The following is a 13,938-nucleotide window of genomic DNA, read 5'->3' on the forward strand; positions in this document are numbered from 1 at the left end:
TTTATGGCGACGCCAACACGCACCGTTTTTTCCCCTGCGGACGAGTCCCGGCTGGTCAAGGCCGACAAGGCTCACCATATGCACGGCTACCACGTGTTCGACGAGCACGCCGAACAAGGTTCGCTGAACATCGTCGCAGGCGACGGCGCCTACATCTACGACACCCAGGGCAACCGTTTCCTCGATGCGGTGGGCGGCATGTGGTGCACCAACATCGGTTTGGGCCGTGAGGAAATGGCCGAGGCCATCGCTGACCAGGTTCGTCAGCTGGCTTATTCGAATCCGTTTTCCGACATGTCGAACAACGTGGCGATTCAGCTGTGCGAGAAACTCGCCAGCCTCGCTCCCGGCGACCTCGATCATGTGTTCCTGACCACCGGTGGCTCGACCGCTGTGGACACCGCGTACCGGCTGATCCAGTACTACCAGAACTGCCGTGGCAAACCGGAAAAGAAGCACGTCATCGCGCGCTTCAACGCGTATCACGGCTCCACCACGCTGACCATGTCGATCGGCAACAAGGCTGCCGATCGGGTGCCAGAGTTCGATTACGCCAACCCACTGATCCATCACGTCTCCAATCCCAACCCGTACCGCGCACCGGACGGCATGGACGAGGCGCAGTTCCTCGAGTTTCTGGTCAAGGAGTTCGAAGACAAGATCCAGTCGATTGGCGCCGACAAGGTCGCAGGCTTTTTCGCCGAACCGGTGATGGGTTCGGGTGGGGTGATCATTCCGCCCAAGGGCTATCTCAAGCGCATGTGGGAAGTCTGCCAGCGCTACGACATTCTGTTTGTCGCCGACGAAGTGGTGACGTCTTTCGGGCGGTTGGGCAAGTTCTTCGCTTCCCTCGATGTGTTCGACGTGCAGCCCGACATTATCACCACCGCCAAGGGCCTGACCTCCGCCTACCTGCCGCTGGGCGCGTGCATTTTTTCCGACCGCATCTGGAAAGTCATTGCCGAGCCGGGCAAGGGCCGCTGCTTTACCCACGGCTTCACCTACAGCGGCCATCCGGTGTGCTGCACGGCGGCGCTGAAGAACATCGAAATCATCGAGCGGGAAAACCTGCTGGCCCATGTCGACGACGTCGGCGGGTATCTGGAGCAACGTCTGGCCACGCTGCGCGACTTGCCGCTGGTGGGTGATGTGCGCTGCCTGAAACTGATGGCGTGCGTGGAGTTTGTCGCGGATAAACGTACCAAGGCGTTGTTCGCCGACGAGGTCAATATTGGCGAGAAAATCCACGTGCGGGCACAGGCGCGGGGCTTGCTGGTGCGGCCGATCATGCACCTCAACGTCATGTCGCCACCGTTGATTCTGACTTATGCACAGGTCGATGAGATCGTCGAGATCCTGCGGGTATGCATCCTGGAAGTGGCCGCTGAGCTTGAAGCGAGCGGACAGTACGCCGGCCAATGATTTCGTCAGTCAGGCTGTTACCAAGGGCTTGCTCAGCCGCTAGACTGCGGGGCATGAGCAAACCAAACGACGATACGCTGATCGCGATGCCCTTCGGGGCATTGCACAAATGGCATGGGGGAATGCGCGAGGCATTCGCTCATATCGATGAGCCTGACGCCCTGCAACATTTGGCGTCAGCGTTGGCGCAACTGGTGTCCGTCGAGTCGATGATGATCAGCCTGGAGCGCAAGGACCGCGCACCGCAGTTGCTGCATCAGCGCGGCATCGCACAGGAATATCAGGTCTCGATTCTGCAGCGCTATTTTGCCGGGGGCTATTTGCTCGATCCGTTCTGTCTGGCGGTGGAGCAGGGGTTGGCGCAAGGCTTCTATCACCTGGAAGAAATTGCCCCGGACAGCTTCTTCGACAGTGACTATTACAAGACTTACTACCTGAATGCGGGCTGTTCGGAAGACAGCTATTACATCGTCGATACCGGCAATGACACGAAAATTTCGGTCAGCCTCTATCAGGGTTTCGGCGGTGAATGCCTGAGCGCCGATCAGCTGAATCTGCTGCGCGCCGTGGAACCCTTGGTGCGCGAGTTCATCAGTGAGTTCAGTCAGCGCGGGATGCTGCGCAGTCGCGAGATCCAGTGCGATCAAGACCAGGGCATGCGCGATGATCTCAAGCACCGGGTGCAGTCGGCGTTCGAGCATTTCGGCAGTGATTTGCTCACCGAGCGTGAGCGGCAGGTGGCGCACATGATCCTGCGCGGGCATTCGGTGAAATCCACGGCCAGCCAGATGACCATCTCACCGGAAACCGTGCGCATGCACCGCAAGAACCTGTATCTGAAACTGGAAGTGGGGTCGCAGTCTGAGTTGTTTGCGCTGTTTATCGAGTGGTTGCGCAGGCATTAACAAGCAAAAGATCGCAGCCTGCGGCAGCTCCTACACCGATCCGGTACAACCGCCATTTCGCGAATGTACCCAATCCCTTTAGGAGCTGCCGCAGGCTGCGATCTTTTGACTTTAAGGATTAGTCCTCACGCTTGACCACCAACGTCAAAATGTCATAACTCGCCACCAGTTCACCGAGCTGGTTGGTCACTTCAACATCCCACGCCACCACCCCTTGCGGGATGCCCTGTGGGCTCTTCTTGCCCTGGTCGATCTTGCGTTTGCAGGTCAGGCGCGCCTGGATGGTGTCGCCGATGCCCACCGGGTTGATGAAGCGCAAGGTGTCCAGGCCGTAGTTGGCCAGCACCGGGCCGACGCCAGGGGAGACGAACAGGCCAGCCGCCGCCGACAGCACGAAGTAACCATGGGCAATACGCTTGCCGAACTGCGATTCCTTGGCCGCAATGTCGTCGAAGTGCATGTAGAAGTGGTCGCCCGACAGGCAGCCGAAGTTCACCAGATCCGCTTCGGTGACGGTGCGACGGTGGGTCAGCAGCGATTCGCCGATCTGCAGGTCCTGGAAGTAGCGACGGAACGGATGCACCTCGGTCTCGATGACCTTGGCACCCCGCACGTACTCGCCGGTAACCGCCGCCAGCATAGTCGGCGAACCTTGCACCGCCGCGCGTTGCAGGTAGTGCTTCACCGCGCGCAGGCCGCCGAGCTCTTCACCACCGCCGGCACGACCCGGGCCTCCGTGCTTGAGTTGCGGCAGCGGCGAACCGTGACCGGTGGATTCACCGGCGGATTCACGGTCCAGCACCAGCAAGCGGCCATGCAATGCAGCGGCAACCGGAATGGCTTTGGCGGCGATTTGCGGGTCTTTGGTGATCAGGCTGGCCACGAGGCTGCCTTTGCCGCGCGCGGCCAACGCCAGTGCTTCGTCCAGATCGTCATAGGCCATCAGGGTGCTGACCGGACCGAACGCTTCGATGTCGTGGGCGCCACCTTCGGCATGCGGATCGCGGGCCTGCAACAGGGTCGGGGCGAAGAACGCACCTTTGTCGACATTGGCACCGCGCGGTTCGAAACCGTCGCGTGCACCGAACAGCATGTCGCTGCTCTGTAACAGCGCTTCCAGACGCTCGGTCACGTCTTTCTGCTGATCGTGGGACGCCAGCGCACCCATGCGCACGCCTTCCACCGACGGGTCGCCGACCACCACTTTGGCCAAGCGATCACGCAGGCGGGTAGCCACGGCATCGATGTGTTTGGCCGGCACAATGGCGCGGCGGATGGCGGTGCATTTCTGGCCGGCCTTGGTGGTCATTTCCCGGGCGACTTCCTTGATGAACAGTTCGAACTCTTCATCATCCGGGGTCACGTCCGGGGCGAGAATGGCGCAGTTCAGCGAGTCGGCTTCGGCGTTGAACGGCACCGAATTGCGGATCAGGTTCGGGTTGACCCGCAGCTTGGCCGCGGTGTCGGCGGAACCGGTGAAGGTCACCACGTCCTGGCCTTGCAGGCGGTCAAGCAGGTCGCCAGTGCCGCCGATGATCAGTTGCAGGCTACCCGCCGGCAACAGACCGGATTCATCCATCAGGCGCACCACGGCTTCAGTCAGGTAGCTGGTGGCGCTGGCCGGTTTGACGATGCATGGCATGCCCGCGAGGAAGCTCGGGGCGAACTTTTCCAGCATGCCCCAGATCGGGAAGTTGAACGCATTGATGTGCACCGCCAGGCCACCGCGAGGCACCAGGATGTGGGTGCCGGCGAAGGTGCCCATCTTGCTCAGCTGCATCGCCGGGCCTTCATGGACGACGTTGCCTGACGGCAGTTCACGTGAGCCAAGGCTGGCGTAGGTGAACAGTGTGCTGTTGCCGCCTTCGATGTCGATCCAGCTGTCGGCGCGGGTCGCACCGCTGTGGTGGGAAATCGCGTAGAGCTGTTCCTTGCGCTCGCTCAGGTACAAGGCCAGGGCCTTGAGGCGCTGGGCGCGTTGCTGGAAGTCCAGCGCCATCAAGCCACTGATGCCTTGGCGACGGCCGTGCTCGATGGCCTCGGCAAAGTCCGGGCGCTCTTCGTGGGTGCGGGCGATTTCATGGCCGTCGATGGCACTGCGCAGGACCTGCGCGCCGTGTTGGCCGATCCAGCGACCGGCGATGAAACTCTGCAGGGTAGGGGCATGCAGTGTAGGTGAGGAGGACATCACGATTGCTCCTGATTGTGAAGGGTAGTGACGCGGTCGCGGACCGCGCCTTTCGGAATTACCAAAGCGCCAGGGTGTAACCGACGATCAGCCGGTTTTCATCGAGCGCGGTCGTCAAGCCATTGCCCGAGCGGAAGGTCACGTTGCGCCAGCGCAGGCTGACGTTCTTCAACACACCGCTCTGGATGACGTAGCTGATATCGGTGTCGCGTTCCCATTCGCGCCCGTTGTCGACGGTGCCGGCTTTGACGTGGCGGCCGTCGGTGTAGCGGGTCATGAAGGTCAGGCCGGGAATGCCTTGCGCCGCGAAGTCATAGTCGTAACGCAGCTGCCAGGAATCCTCGTCGGCACGGGTGTAGGTGTTGTAGGTCACCAGGTTGACCACGTACGGATCGCCACCGTTGAGGAACGGAAAGGCGCTGTCGCCGGACAATTGCTGGTAAGTGGCGCTTACTTTGTGGGCGCCGTGGGCCAGCGTGAACATGCTGTTGAAGTTGCGGTTATCGATGCGTCCGGCGCGCTCGGCACCGTCGCCGCGACTGTCGAAATAGCGGATGTCGCTGCGCAGGTTGAAGCCGCTGCCCAGCGGTTGCGAGTGCACCAGGCCGACGAATTGCTGGCGATAGATCTGTTCAAGCTTGCCGTAGTAGTAGCTCAGGTTCAGCTGCGGGCTGAAGGCGTAGTTGCCGCCGCCAAAATCGAAGTGATCGCTGCTGGCGGCGCCGTAGCCGATGTCATCGTTGCTGGAAGAGTCGCGCAGATTGGCCTTGGTCAGACGCCCGGCGTTCACGGTCAGGCCATCGATTTCCTGGCTGGTTAGCAAGCCGCCCTTGAAGGTGGAACCCAGCAGGCGGGTGTCGTTGTAGGTCGCCACTGGCAGCAAGGGTTGCAGGGTGCCGAGTTTCAATACGCTCTTGGACACCCGTAGTTTGCCGGTCAGGCCCAGCTCGCTGTAATCGTCGTCGGGCTCGTGGCTCTGCGGGCCAAACGGCAGCAGACCGGTGCCACGGCGATCCGCGCTGGAGTCGAGTTTCAGCCCCAATTCGCCCAACGCATCCAGACCGAAACCGAAGGTGCCGTCGGTAAACCCGGATTCGACCCGCGCAGTAAAACCCTGGGCCCATTCTTCGGCCTTGGATTGCGGGGCGTTGTCCTGACGGAAATCGCGATTGATGTAGTGGTTACGCATTTCGATACGGGCCTTGCTGTCGCCAATGAAGTCGGCCATGGCGCTAGGCGCGATCATGGGCAGACTCAATGCGGCGGCCAGCGAAAACAGTGATTCGTAAGGTGCAGTACGTGCGGGTTTCATTATTTTTATTCCCTGCCAACCGATCGTTCGTCGTTTAGTGTTTGCTGGCGCTGGAGGCGCCAATGCCGGTCATCGAACGGATGAACTGCGCCAGATAACGACCGCGCTCAAGGGCTGCACGTGGCGAGGTGTCAGTGACGGAAAACAGCCATGCACTGAAGAACGCCAGGCTCATGGAAAACAGCGCCGGGTTGGAGTAGGGGAACAGCGCCTTGTCGTGATGCATCACGTTGACCCACACCGCCGGGCTCAGCACCAGCAAGACAATCGCCGAGACCAGGCCGGACAGGCTGCCGATGACGGCGCCGCGGGTGGTCAGGCCTTTCCAGTACATCGAAAGGAACAGCACCGGGAAATTCACCGACGCGGCGATGGCCAGCACCAGGCCCGAGAGGAAGGCAATGTTCTGCGACTCGAACAGCAGGCCGAGGATGATCGCGAGCACTCCGATGCACAGGGTGGCGATGCGCGATACGCGGATCTCCTGCTGTTCGGTGGCCTGACCTTTGCGCATCACGCAGGCATACAGGTCGTGGGACACCGCCGAGGCGCCGGACAAGGCCAGCCCGGCCACCACCGCCAGAATGGTGGCGAAAGCGACCGCCGAGATGAAGCCGAGGAACAGGTTGCCGCCCACGGCCTGGGCCAGGTGCACAGCGACCATGTTGCCGCCGCCGATGATCGCGCCGCTGGCATCGCGGAACGCTGGATCGGTGCCGACCATGACGATGGCGCCGAAGCCGACGATGATCAGCAGCAAGTAGAAGTAGCCGATGAAGCCGGTGGCGTAGAACACACTTTTACGCGCTTCCTTGGCATCGCTGACGGTGAAGAACCGCATCAGGATGTGCGGCAAACCGGCGGTGCCGAACATCATGCCCAGCCCTAAGGAAATCGCGTCGATCGGGTTGGACAGCAAGCCGCCAGGGGCCATGATAGCGCCGCCCTTGGCATGCACGGCCGTGGCGCCGGCAAACATTGCTTCGGTGCTGAAACCGAAATGCTTGAGCACCATGAACGCCATGAAGCTGGTGCCGAACAACAGCATCACCGCTTTGATGATCTGCACCCAGGTGGTGGCAAGCATGCCGCCGAAGGTGACGTAGAACACCATCAACACGCCGACCAGCATCACCGCATAGAGGTAGTCGATGCCGAACAGCAGTTCGATCAGTTTGCCGGCGCCGACCATCTGCGCCACCAGGTACATCAGCGCCACGGTCAAAGTGCCGAAGGCCGAAGTCAGGCGCACTGGGGTTTGTTCCAAACGATAGGAAACCACGTCGGCAAAGGTGTATTTGCCCAGGTTACGCAGGCGTTCGGCAATCAGGAACAGGATGATCGGCCAGCCGGCCAGCACGCCCAAGGCGTAGAGCAAACCGTCGTAGCCATTGAGGAACATCATCGCGGAAATGCCGAGGAACGAGGCCGCCGAGATCATGTCACCGGCAATCGCCAGGCCGTTCTGGAAACCGGTCATGCCGCCGCCAGCGGTGTAGAAATCACTGGCCGAGCGGGTGCGCAAGGCCGCCCAGCGCGTCACGCCGAGGGTGAACAACACGAACACCAGGAACATGCCGATGGCGTTCCAGTTCAGTGGGCGGGATGCGCCGTCGGCGGCCACCGCAATATCAGTCACCACCGCCAGCGGCAGCAGGAACAACGCGAGAAGACGGCTCATCGGGCGCACTCCTGCTTGAGTTTTTCATTCAGCGGGTCGATCACGTTGTTGGCGCGATAGACATAGAAACCCGTCAGCGCGAAGGCCAGGAACACGATCACCACACCCACCAGCATGCCCACGGTGGTCACACCGCCGCTCAGGGATTGGCCGAGGGTCGAAGGGGAAAAAGCCACCAGCAGCACAAAGCCGTAATAGATCACCAGCATGGCCAGGCTTAATGACCAGTACAGCTTCTGTTTGCGACGAACCAGCTGGATGAAATCCGGGTGCTGGCGGATGAGTTCTATTTCCTGGGGTGTCATGACGCGCGCTCCTTTGTTGTTTTTGTTTTGGGTGAAACGGTTGAAAAGATCGCAGCCTGCGGCAGCTCCTACACAGGCATCCGGGCAAGCACATCCCCTGTAGGAGCTGCCGAAGGCTGCGATCTTTCAGAGTTGATCGAAATCCAGCACCACTTTGTCGCTGATCGGGAAGGCTTGGCACGACAGCACGTAACCGGCTGCCACTTCGTAATCTTCCAGCGCGTGGTTGCTGTCCATTTCCACTTCGCCTTCGATGACCTTGCACTTGCAGGTCGAGCACACGCCGGCCTTGCACGAGTAGGGCAGTTCGGCGCCTTGGGCATTGCCCGCATCGAGGATGCTCTGGCTGTTACGCGGCAGGTCGAACGCAAGGGCGCGGCCGTCGCTGATGACGGTGATCTGGCTGACCGCGGAATCCACCTGACGCGCCGCCTCACGGGCTTCGCGTTTTTGCTCGCTGCCGGCGGCGGCGAACAGTTCGAAATGGATGCGCTCAGGTTGCATGCCCTTGGCCTTGAGGCTGTCGCGCACGGTTTCGGTCATTTCCTGCGGGCCGCAGATGAACGCGGCGTCGAGGGCCTTGACGTCGAGCCAGCGGCTGAACAGTTGCTCGCACTTATCGGCGTTGATCCGGCCGTTGTACAGGTCGACATCCTGCTGCTCGCGGCTGAACACGAAGATCAGGTTCAGGCGTTGCAGGTAGCGGTTCTTCAAATCTTCAAGTTGCTCACGGAATAGCGCGCCGGAGCTGGAGCGGTTGCCATACAGCAGGGTGACGCGGCTGTGGGGCTCGGTTTGCAGGGTGGTCTTGATGATCGACAGGATCGGCGTGATGCCGCTGCCCGCCGCCACGGCCAGGTAATTGCCATGGCGTGCCGGGACGAGCTCGACGCAGAAGTGCCCGGCCGGTGGCATCACTTCGAGGGTGTGCCCGGCTTTCAGGTGTTCGTTGGCAAACGCCGAGAAGCGCCCACCGGCCACGCGTTTGATGGCGACACGCAGTTCACCGTCGTTGACGCCTGTGCAGATCGAGTAAGAGCGGCGCACTTCTTCGCCGTCCATGTGCGTGCGCATCACTAGGTGCTGGCCCTGGGTGTAGTGAAAGCTGTCTTGCAGTTCTTGCGGAATCTCGAAGGCGATGGACACCGCGTCACGGGTCTCGGCGCGCACGTCCTTGATGGTCAGGCTGTGAAATTTGCTCATTGTTGTTCTCCAGCTGGGACGGCCGATTCGCCGCTCAGATGCACTTGAAATAGTCGAACGGTTCCCGGCAATCGATGCAGCGGTACAGCGCCTTGCAGGCGGTGGAGCCGAACTCGCTGAGGACCTCGGTGTGGGCGCTGCCGCATTGCGGGCACACAACGTGCGGGTTTTCGCCGAGCAGGCTGCGCTTGCTGGTGCTGCCCTCGGGCGGCGCGATACCGTAGGCGCGCAGTCGCTCGCGGCCGCCGGCGCTGATCCAGTCGGTGGTCCAGGCCGGGGTCAACTTGCGCTCAAGCTGCGGCGCCTTGAATCCGGCCAGTTCCAGCGCTTCGCGGATGTCGCTTTCGATCACTTCGGTGGCCGGGCAACCGGAGTAGGTCGGCGTAACCACCACGTGAAGGTGACCGGCCTGCCAGTCCAGGTCCCGGACGATGCCCAGGTCGACGACGCTGACCACCGGCACTTCCGGGTCCATGACCTCTGCCAGAATCGCCCACGCGTCGGCCAGGTCGGTTGGTTGAGCCGGCCGGGCACCGAGGTCGCTGGCGATCAGCTCACCAGGTTGCATCGGGGTACGCTCGTGGCAGGAACTGCATTTCGGCCAACAGGATGCCCAGGTGTTCGGTGTGCAGACCCTTGCGCGCATTCAGGTAGAAGTAGTTCGCGGCCGCAGGAACGGGCAGGGTGGCGCTGGTGAAAATCTGCTCGACCTTGGCTTGCCATTGCGCAGCCACGCTGGCGCTGTCCGGGGTGATGCCGGCGTTGCACAGGCGCTGTTCGCTGTCATCGGCCGCGATCAGTTCAATGGTGAAGCGCCAGACTTCAGGGATGGCCGCGAGCATGCGCTGGTGGCTTTCTTCAGTGCCGTCGCCCATCCGCTCGATCCACTCGCCGGAGCGGCGCAGGTGATAGGTCACTTCCTTCACGGCTTTGGCGGCGATCCAGGCAATGCGCTCGTCACTGGACTGGCTCAGGCCCTGCAACACCGGCAAGTGCCAGGCGTCATAGAGGAACTGCTTGAGCATGGTCACCGCGAAGTCGCCGTTGGGTTGTTCCACCAGCAGCAGGTTGCGATAAGCGCGCTCGTCACGGCGGAACGCCAGGTGATCGGCGTCGCGGCCGTCGGCCAGCAGTTCGGCAGCGTATTCCAGCCAGTTGCGCGCCTGACCCACTAGGTCGAGGCCGACGTTCATCAGCGCCAGTTCTTCTTCCAGCGCCGGAGCCTTGCCGCACCATTGGCACAGGCGCTGGCCCTGGATCAGGGCGCTGTCGCCGAGGCGCAGCAGGTATTCGATCAGATCGGTCTTGTTATTCATGGTCGACCTCACATGTGCCCGACTTCGGCCGGCAGCTCGTAGAAGCTGGCGTGGCGGTAGACCTTGTCGTCCGATGGATCGAACAGCGGGTCTTTTTCATCCGGCGACGACGCGGTGATCAATGCCGACGGCACTACCCACAGGCTCACGCCTTCGCTGCGACGGGTGTAGAGTTCGCGCGCGTTCTCGATGGCCATGGTGGTGTCGGCGGCATGCACGCTGCCGACGTGCTTATGGTTGAGGCCGTGCTTGCTGCGCACGAAAACTTCGAAGAGGGTCCACTCGGACATTTCAGTTACTCCACATCGATTGCTTCTGTAGGAGCTGCCGCAGGCTGCGATCTTTTGGCGGCTTCGAAACCGCTGAAGATCAAGATCAAAAGATCGCAGCCTTCGGCAGCTCCTACAGGGGGGCGGATTGCCTTATGCGGCGTTCTTGTTTTGTTTTTTGCGGGCGTGGGCGACGGCGGCCTCACGAACCCAGGCACCGTCTTCAATCGCCTTGCGGCGGGTGGCGACGCGTTCCTGGTTGCACGGACCGTTGCCTTTGAGCACTTCGTAGAATTCGCTCCACTGGATTTCGCCGAAGTCGTAATGGCCGCGCTCGGCGTTCCACTTCAGGTCCGGGTCGGGGCAGGTGCAGCCCAGCAATTCCAGTTGTGGAATGGTCTGGTCGATGAAGCGCTGGCGCAGTTCGTCGTTGCTCTGGCGCTTGATTTTCCAGGCCATCGATTGCGCGCTGTTCGGCGAGTGTTCGTCGCTTGGGCCAAACATCATCAGCGATGGCCACCACAGGCGGTTGATCGCGTCCTGGACCATGTCTTTTTGCGCTTGAGTACCGTGGCGCATCATGGTCAGGAGAATTTCGTAGCCCTGGCGCTGGTGGAAGCTCTCTTCCTTGCAGATGCGCACCATGGCCCGGGAGTAGGGGCCGTAGGAGGTGCGCTGCAATACCACCTGATTGACGATCGCCGCACCATCCACCAGCCAGCCCACCGCGCCCATGTCGGCCCAGTTCAGCGTCGGGTAATTGAAGATGCTCGAATACTTGGCCTTGCCGCTGTGCAGCTTGGCGATTTCTTCATCGCGATCGGCGCCCAGGGTTTCCATCGCGCTGTAAAGGTACAGGCCGTGGCCGGCTTCGTCCTGGATCTTGGCCATCAGTTGCAGTTTGCGTTTGAGGCTTGGCGCGCGGGTGACCCAGTTGCCTTCGGGCAGCATGCCGACGATTTCGGAGTGGGCGTGCTGGGAAATCTGCCGGATCAGGGTCTGGCGATAGGCATCTGGCATCCAGTTCTTGGCTTCGATCTTGATTTCTGAATCGATTTTTTCCTGGAAGGCGCGTTCCTGTTCGGACATCTCCGAGAGGTCCTTGATGCGCTTGACGCCTGTTTCTACGAGCTGTGCGTACATTTTTGTTCTCCCGCCTTGAATCTGTTCTGGGGCATGGAGAACTTTATAAGCGATACAGAATTTAATATCAAACACAAAATGACGTGTCGTATTTGTTTTTTGTATCGCTTTGGATGGGTGGTCGCTTTTTGGGGGCAGGATGGTCGGTGTACATATCCATTCCTGCGGTAACGGCCGCTTATGGTTTCGCCCTTACGGCGAGTCCCTTTTGGCAAACGCCCCAAAAGGAACCAAAAGGTCTCGCCCCGAACGTTCGGCCCCTCGCTAAGGCTCGGCGTTCCTTCGCTGCGGCATTCATCCGGGGGCATTGCCCTCCGGTTTGCTTCGCTGCACCTACATGCAATGTGTTCGACTGCGTCGAACGGCGCTGCGCGCCAATCCCCGGATGAACGCCTCCGCTCAGCCTTCCGAGGGGGCGGGTGGATCAAGATCAAGAGCTGCAGGCGAGCTAACGCTCGGCCTGTTGAGTGGTGAAGAGCTCAGGTGTACGCCGCTTTGCTCTTCTGTGGGAGCCAGCCTGCTGGGCGATGACGCCCTAACAGCCACCCAATCTCTCCCCGATACACCCATTCCAATTGTGGGAGCCAGCCTGCTGGCGATGGCGCCCTAACAGCCACCCAATCTCTCCCCGATACACCCATTCCAATTGTGGGAGCCAGCCTGCTGGCGATGACGCCCGGACAGCCACCCAATCCCTCCCAGATGCCCCCATTCAATCTGTAACCGCCAGCCAGCTCGCGAAAAACACCCAGGCCCCACCTACCTCCCAAAACCCAAAAAAAAGCCCCGCAAAAGCGGGGCCATAAGGGGTGCAGCAGTCATGCTTTAGAGGTCATGCCTTCGGACGTTTATCCAACACGTGGCAAGCCTTGCCCTCCGACCGCTTGATCGAATGAAACGGCTGCAAAACGATTCGTGAACTGATCCCGATGTACGTCTTGATGTGCTTGCTCAACTCCCCGCAAACAGCCTTTTGCTGTTCATCGGTCAGGTGCTGGTGCTCGGCCTTGAGCTCGACATGCACATCAACGCTGTCCAGGTTGCCATTGCGATACAGATGGATCTCGTAGCACTCGGCAAGTTGTTTAACTTTGAGCACCTGCTCTTCGATCTGTGTCGGGAACACGTTGACGCCGCGGATGATCAGCATGTCGTCGCTGCGCCCGGTGATCTTGTCGATGCGGCGCATCGGGCGTGCGGTGCCCGGCAGCAGGCGGGTCAGGTCGCGGGTGCGGTAGCGGATCATTGGCAGGGCTTCTTTGCTCAATGAGGTGAACACCAGTTCGCCCATCTGCCCGTCCGGCAGCACTTCGCCGGTGACCGGGTCGATGATTTCCGGGTAGAAGTGGTCTTCCCAGATGGTCGGGCCATCCTTGGTTTCGGCGCATTCCATGGCGACACCTGGCCCCATGATTTCCGACAGACCGTAGATGTCCAGGGCAGTGATGCCCAGGCGTGCCTCGATGGCGCTACGTAGTTCGGCGGTCCACGGCTCGGCGCCGAAGATGCCCAGGCGCAGGGCCAGTTTGTGCGGGTCGATGCCCTGGCGCTCGATTTCGTCGGCGATGTTGAGCATGTAGGACGGCGTGACCATGATGATGTCCGGCTGGAAATCCTTGATCAACTGCACTTGTTTTTCGGTCTGGCCGCCAGACATCGGGATCACCGTACAACCCAGGCGTTCGGCGCCGTAGTGCGCGCCGAGGCCGCCGGTGAACAGGCCGTAGCCATAGGAAATGTGCACTTTGTCGCCACGACGGCCACCGGCGGCGCGGATCGAGCGTGCGACCACGTTGGCCCAGGTGTCGATGTCGTTCTGGGTGTAGCCGACGACGGTCGGTTTGCCGGTGGTGCCGCTGGACGCGTGCAGGCGCACGATGTCGTTCATCGGCACGGCAAACATGCCATACGGGTAGTTGTCGCGCAGGTCGGACTTGGTGGTGAAAGGGAATTTCGCCAGATCGTCGAGGGACTTGATGTCGTCCGGGTGCACGCCCAGCGCATCGAAGCGCTGACGGTACAGCGGCACGTTGTTGTAGGCGTGATTCAGGCTCCAGCGCAGGCGCTCCAGTTGATGCTGGCGCAGTTCGTCGACGCTGGCGGTTTCCAGCGGGTCCAGCACAGGATTCAACACGGCTTGGGCAATTGGCATGTTCATGTGTTCACTCGAATTGTTTTTGTGTTCCAGCCCCCG

Annotated in this window: 12 protein-coding genes; 2 read left to right on the top strand and 10 right to left on the bottom strand. The window is 61.0% G+C overall.

Translation table 11 applies throughout. From position 1 onward, the window contains the following. Positions 1–3: 3 nt before the first annotated feature. Both KVG88_RS12860 and KVG88_RS12865 read left to right on the top strand, forming a co-directional pair. Positions 4–1,422 carry an aminotransferase gene (locus tag KVG88_RS12860; protein ID WP_217871631.1) on the top strand — a complete coding sequence of 473 codons (1,419 nt, stop codon included), beginning with the start codon at positions 4–6 and terminating at the stop codon, positions 1,420–1,422. Further along, positions 1,419–2,327 (top strand): helix-turn-helix domain-containing protein, encoded by a 909-nt coding sequence (locus KVG88_RS12865; protein WP_217871632.1) that lies wholly within the window; start codon positions 1,419–1,421, stop codon positions 2,325–2,327. Before KVG88_RS12860 ends, KVG88_RS12865 begins: the two co-directional genes overlap by 4 nt. Positions 2,328–2,445: 118 nt before the next feature. Here the strand turns inward: KVG88_RS12865 and paaZ are convergent, their stop codons facing one another. From paaZ to paaK, 10 genes are all read right to left on the bottom strand, one after another. Continuing rightward, a complete protein-coding gene (paaZ, locus tag KVG88_RS12870) occupies positions 2,446–4,515 on the bottom strand; it encodes a phenylacetic acid degradation bifunctional protein PaaZ (protein WP_217871633.1) in 2,070 nt (689 codons plus the stop codon). A 58-nt stretch (positions 4,516–4,573) separates the two neighbouring features. Beyond that, positions 4,574–5,827 (bottom strand): OprD family porin, encoded by a 1,254-nt coding sequence (locus KVG88_RS12875; RefSeq protein WP_217871634.1) that lies wholly within the window; start codon positions 5,825–5,827, stop codon positions 4,574–4,576. Positions 5,828–5,861: 34 nt separating this feature from the next. Then, positions 5,862–7,508 carry a cation acetate symporter gene (locus tag KVG88_RS12880; protein ID WP_217871635.1) on the bottom strand — a complete coding sequence of 549 codons (1,647 nt, stop codon included), beginning with the start codon at positions 7,506–7,508 and terminating at the stop codon, positions 5,862–5,864. Continuing rightward, entirely contained in the window at positions 7,505–7,813 is a 309-nt protein-coding gene (locus KVG88_RS12885; protein WP_150703174.1) for a DUF485 domain-containing protein, read from the bottom strand. The genes KVG88_RS12880 and KVG88_RS12885 overlap by 4 nt, the downstream gene beginning before the upstream one ends. A gap of 126 nt (positions 7,814–7,939) precedes the next feature. Then, positions 7,940–9,016 carry a 1,2-phenylacetyl-CoA epoxidase subunit PaaE gene (gene paaE / locus KVG88_RS12890; RefSeq protein WP_217871636.1) on the bottom strand — a complete coding sequence of 359 codons (1,077 nt, stop codon included), beginning with the start codon at positions 9,014–9,016 and terminating at the stop codon, positions 7,940–7,942. A 34-nt stretch (positions 9,017–9,050) separates the two neighbouring features. Continuing rightward, positions 9,051–9,584, bottom strand: a complete 534-nt coding sequence (paaD, locus tag KVG88_RS12895; RefSeq protein ID WP_217871637.1) for a 1,2-phenylacetyl-CoA epoxidase subunit PaaD — start codon at positions 9,582–9,584, stop codon at positions 9,051–9,053. Next, the gene (paaC, locus tag KVG88_RS12900; RefSeq protein WP_217871638.1) at positions 9,571–10,332 is read right to left on the bottom strand and encodes a 1,2-phenylacetyl-CoA epoxidase subunit PaaC; all 762 of its coding nucleotides are present in this window, start codon (positions 10,330–10,332) and stop codon (positions 9,571–9,573) included. Before paaC ends, paaD begins: the two co-directional genes overlap by 14 nt. A gap of 8 nt (positions 10,333–10,340) precedes the next feature. Further along, on the bottom strand, positions 10,341–10,622 hold the full coding sequence (paaB, locus tag KVG88_RS12905; RefSeq protein ID WP_007943393.1) for a 1,2-phenylacetyl-CoA epoxidase subunit PaaB: 282 nt from the start codon (positions 10,620–10,622) through the stop codon (positions 10,341–10,343). 132 nt (positions 10,623–10,754) lie between these two features. Continuing rightward, entirely contained in the window at positions 10,755–11,744 is a 990-nt protein-coding gene (gene paaA, locus KVG88_RS12910; protein WP_150703178.1) for a 1,2-phenylacetyl-CoA epoxidase subunit PaaA, read from the bottom strand. 832 nt (positions 11,745–12,576) lie between these two features. Beyond that, entirely contained in the window at positions 12,577–13,902 is a 1,326-nt protein-coding gene (gene paaK, locus KVG88_RS12915) for a phenylacetate--CoA ligase PaaK (RefSeq protein WP_150703179.1), read from the bottom strand. Between the last annotated feature and the right edge of the window lie 36 nt (positions 13,903–13,938).

It is taken from the genome of Pseudomonas azerbaijanoccidentalis (assembly GCF_019145495.1).
GTDB classification, from domain to species: Bacteria; Pseudomonadota; Gammaproteobacteria; order Pseudomonadales; family Pseudomonadaceae; genus Aquipseudomonas; species Aquipseudomonas azerbaijanoccidentalis.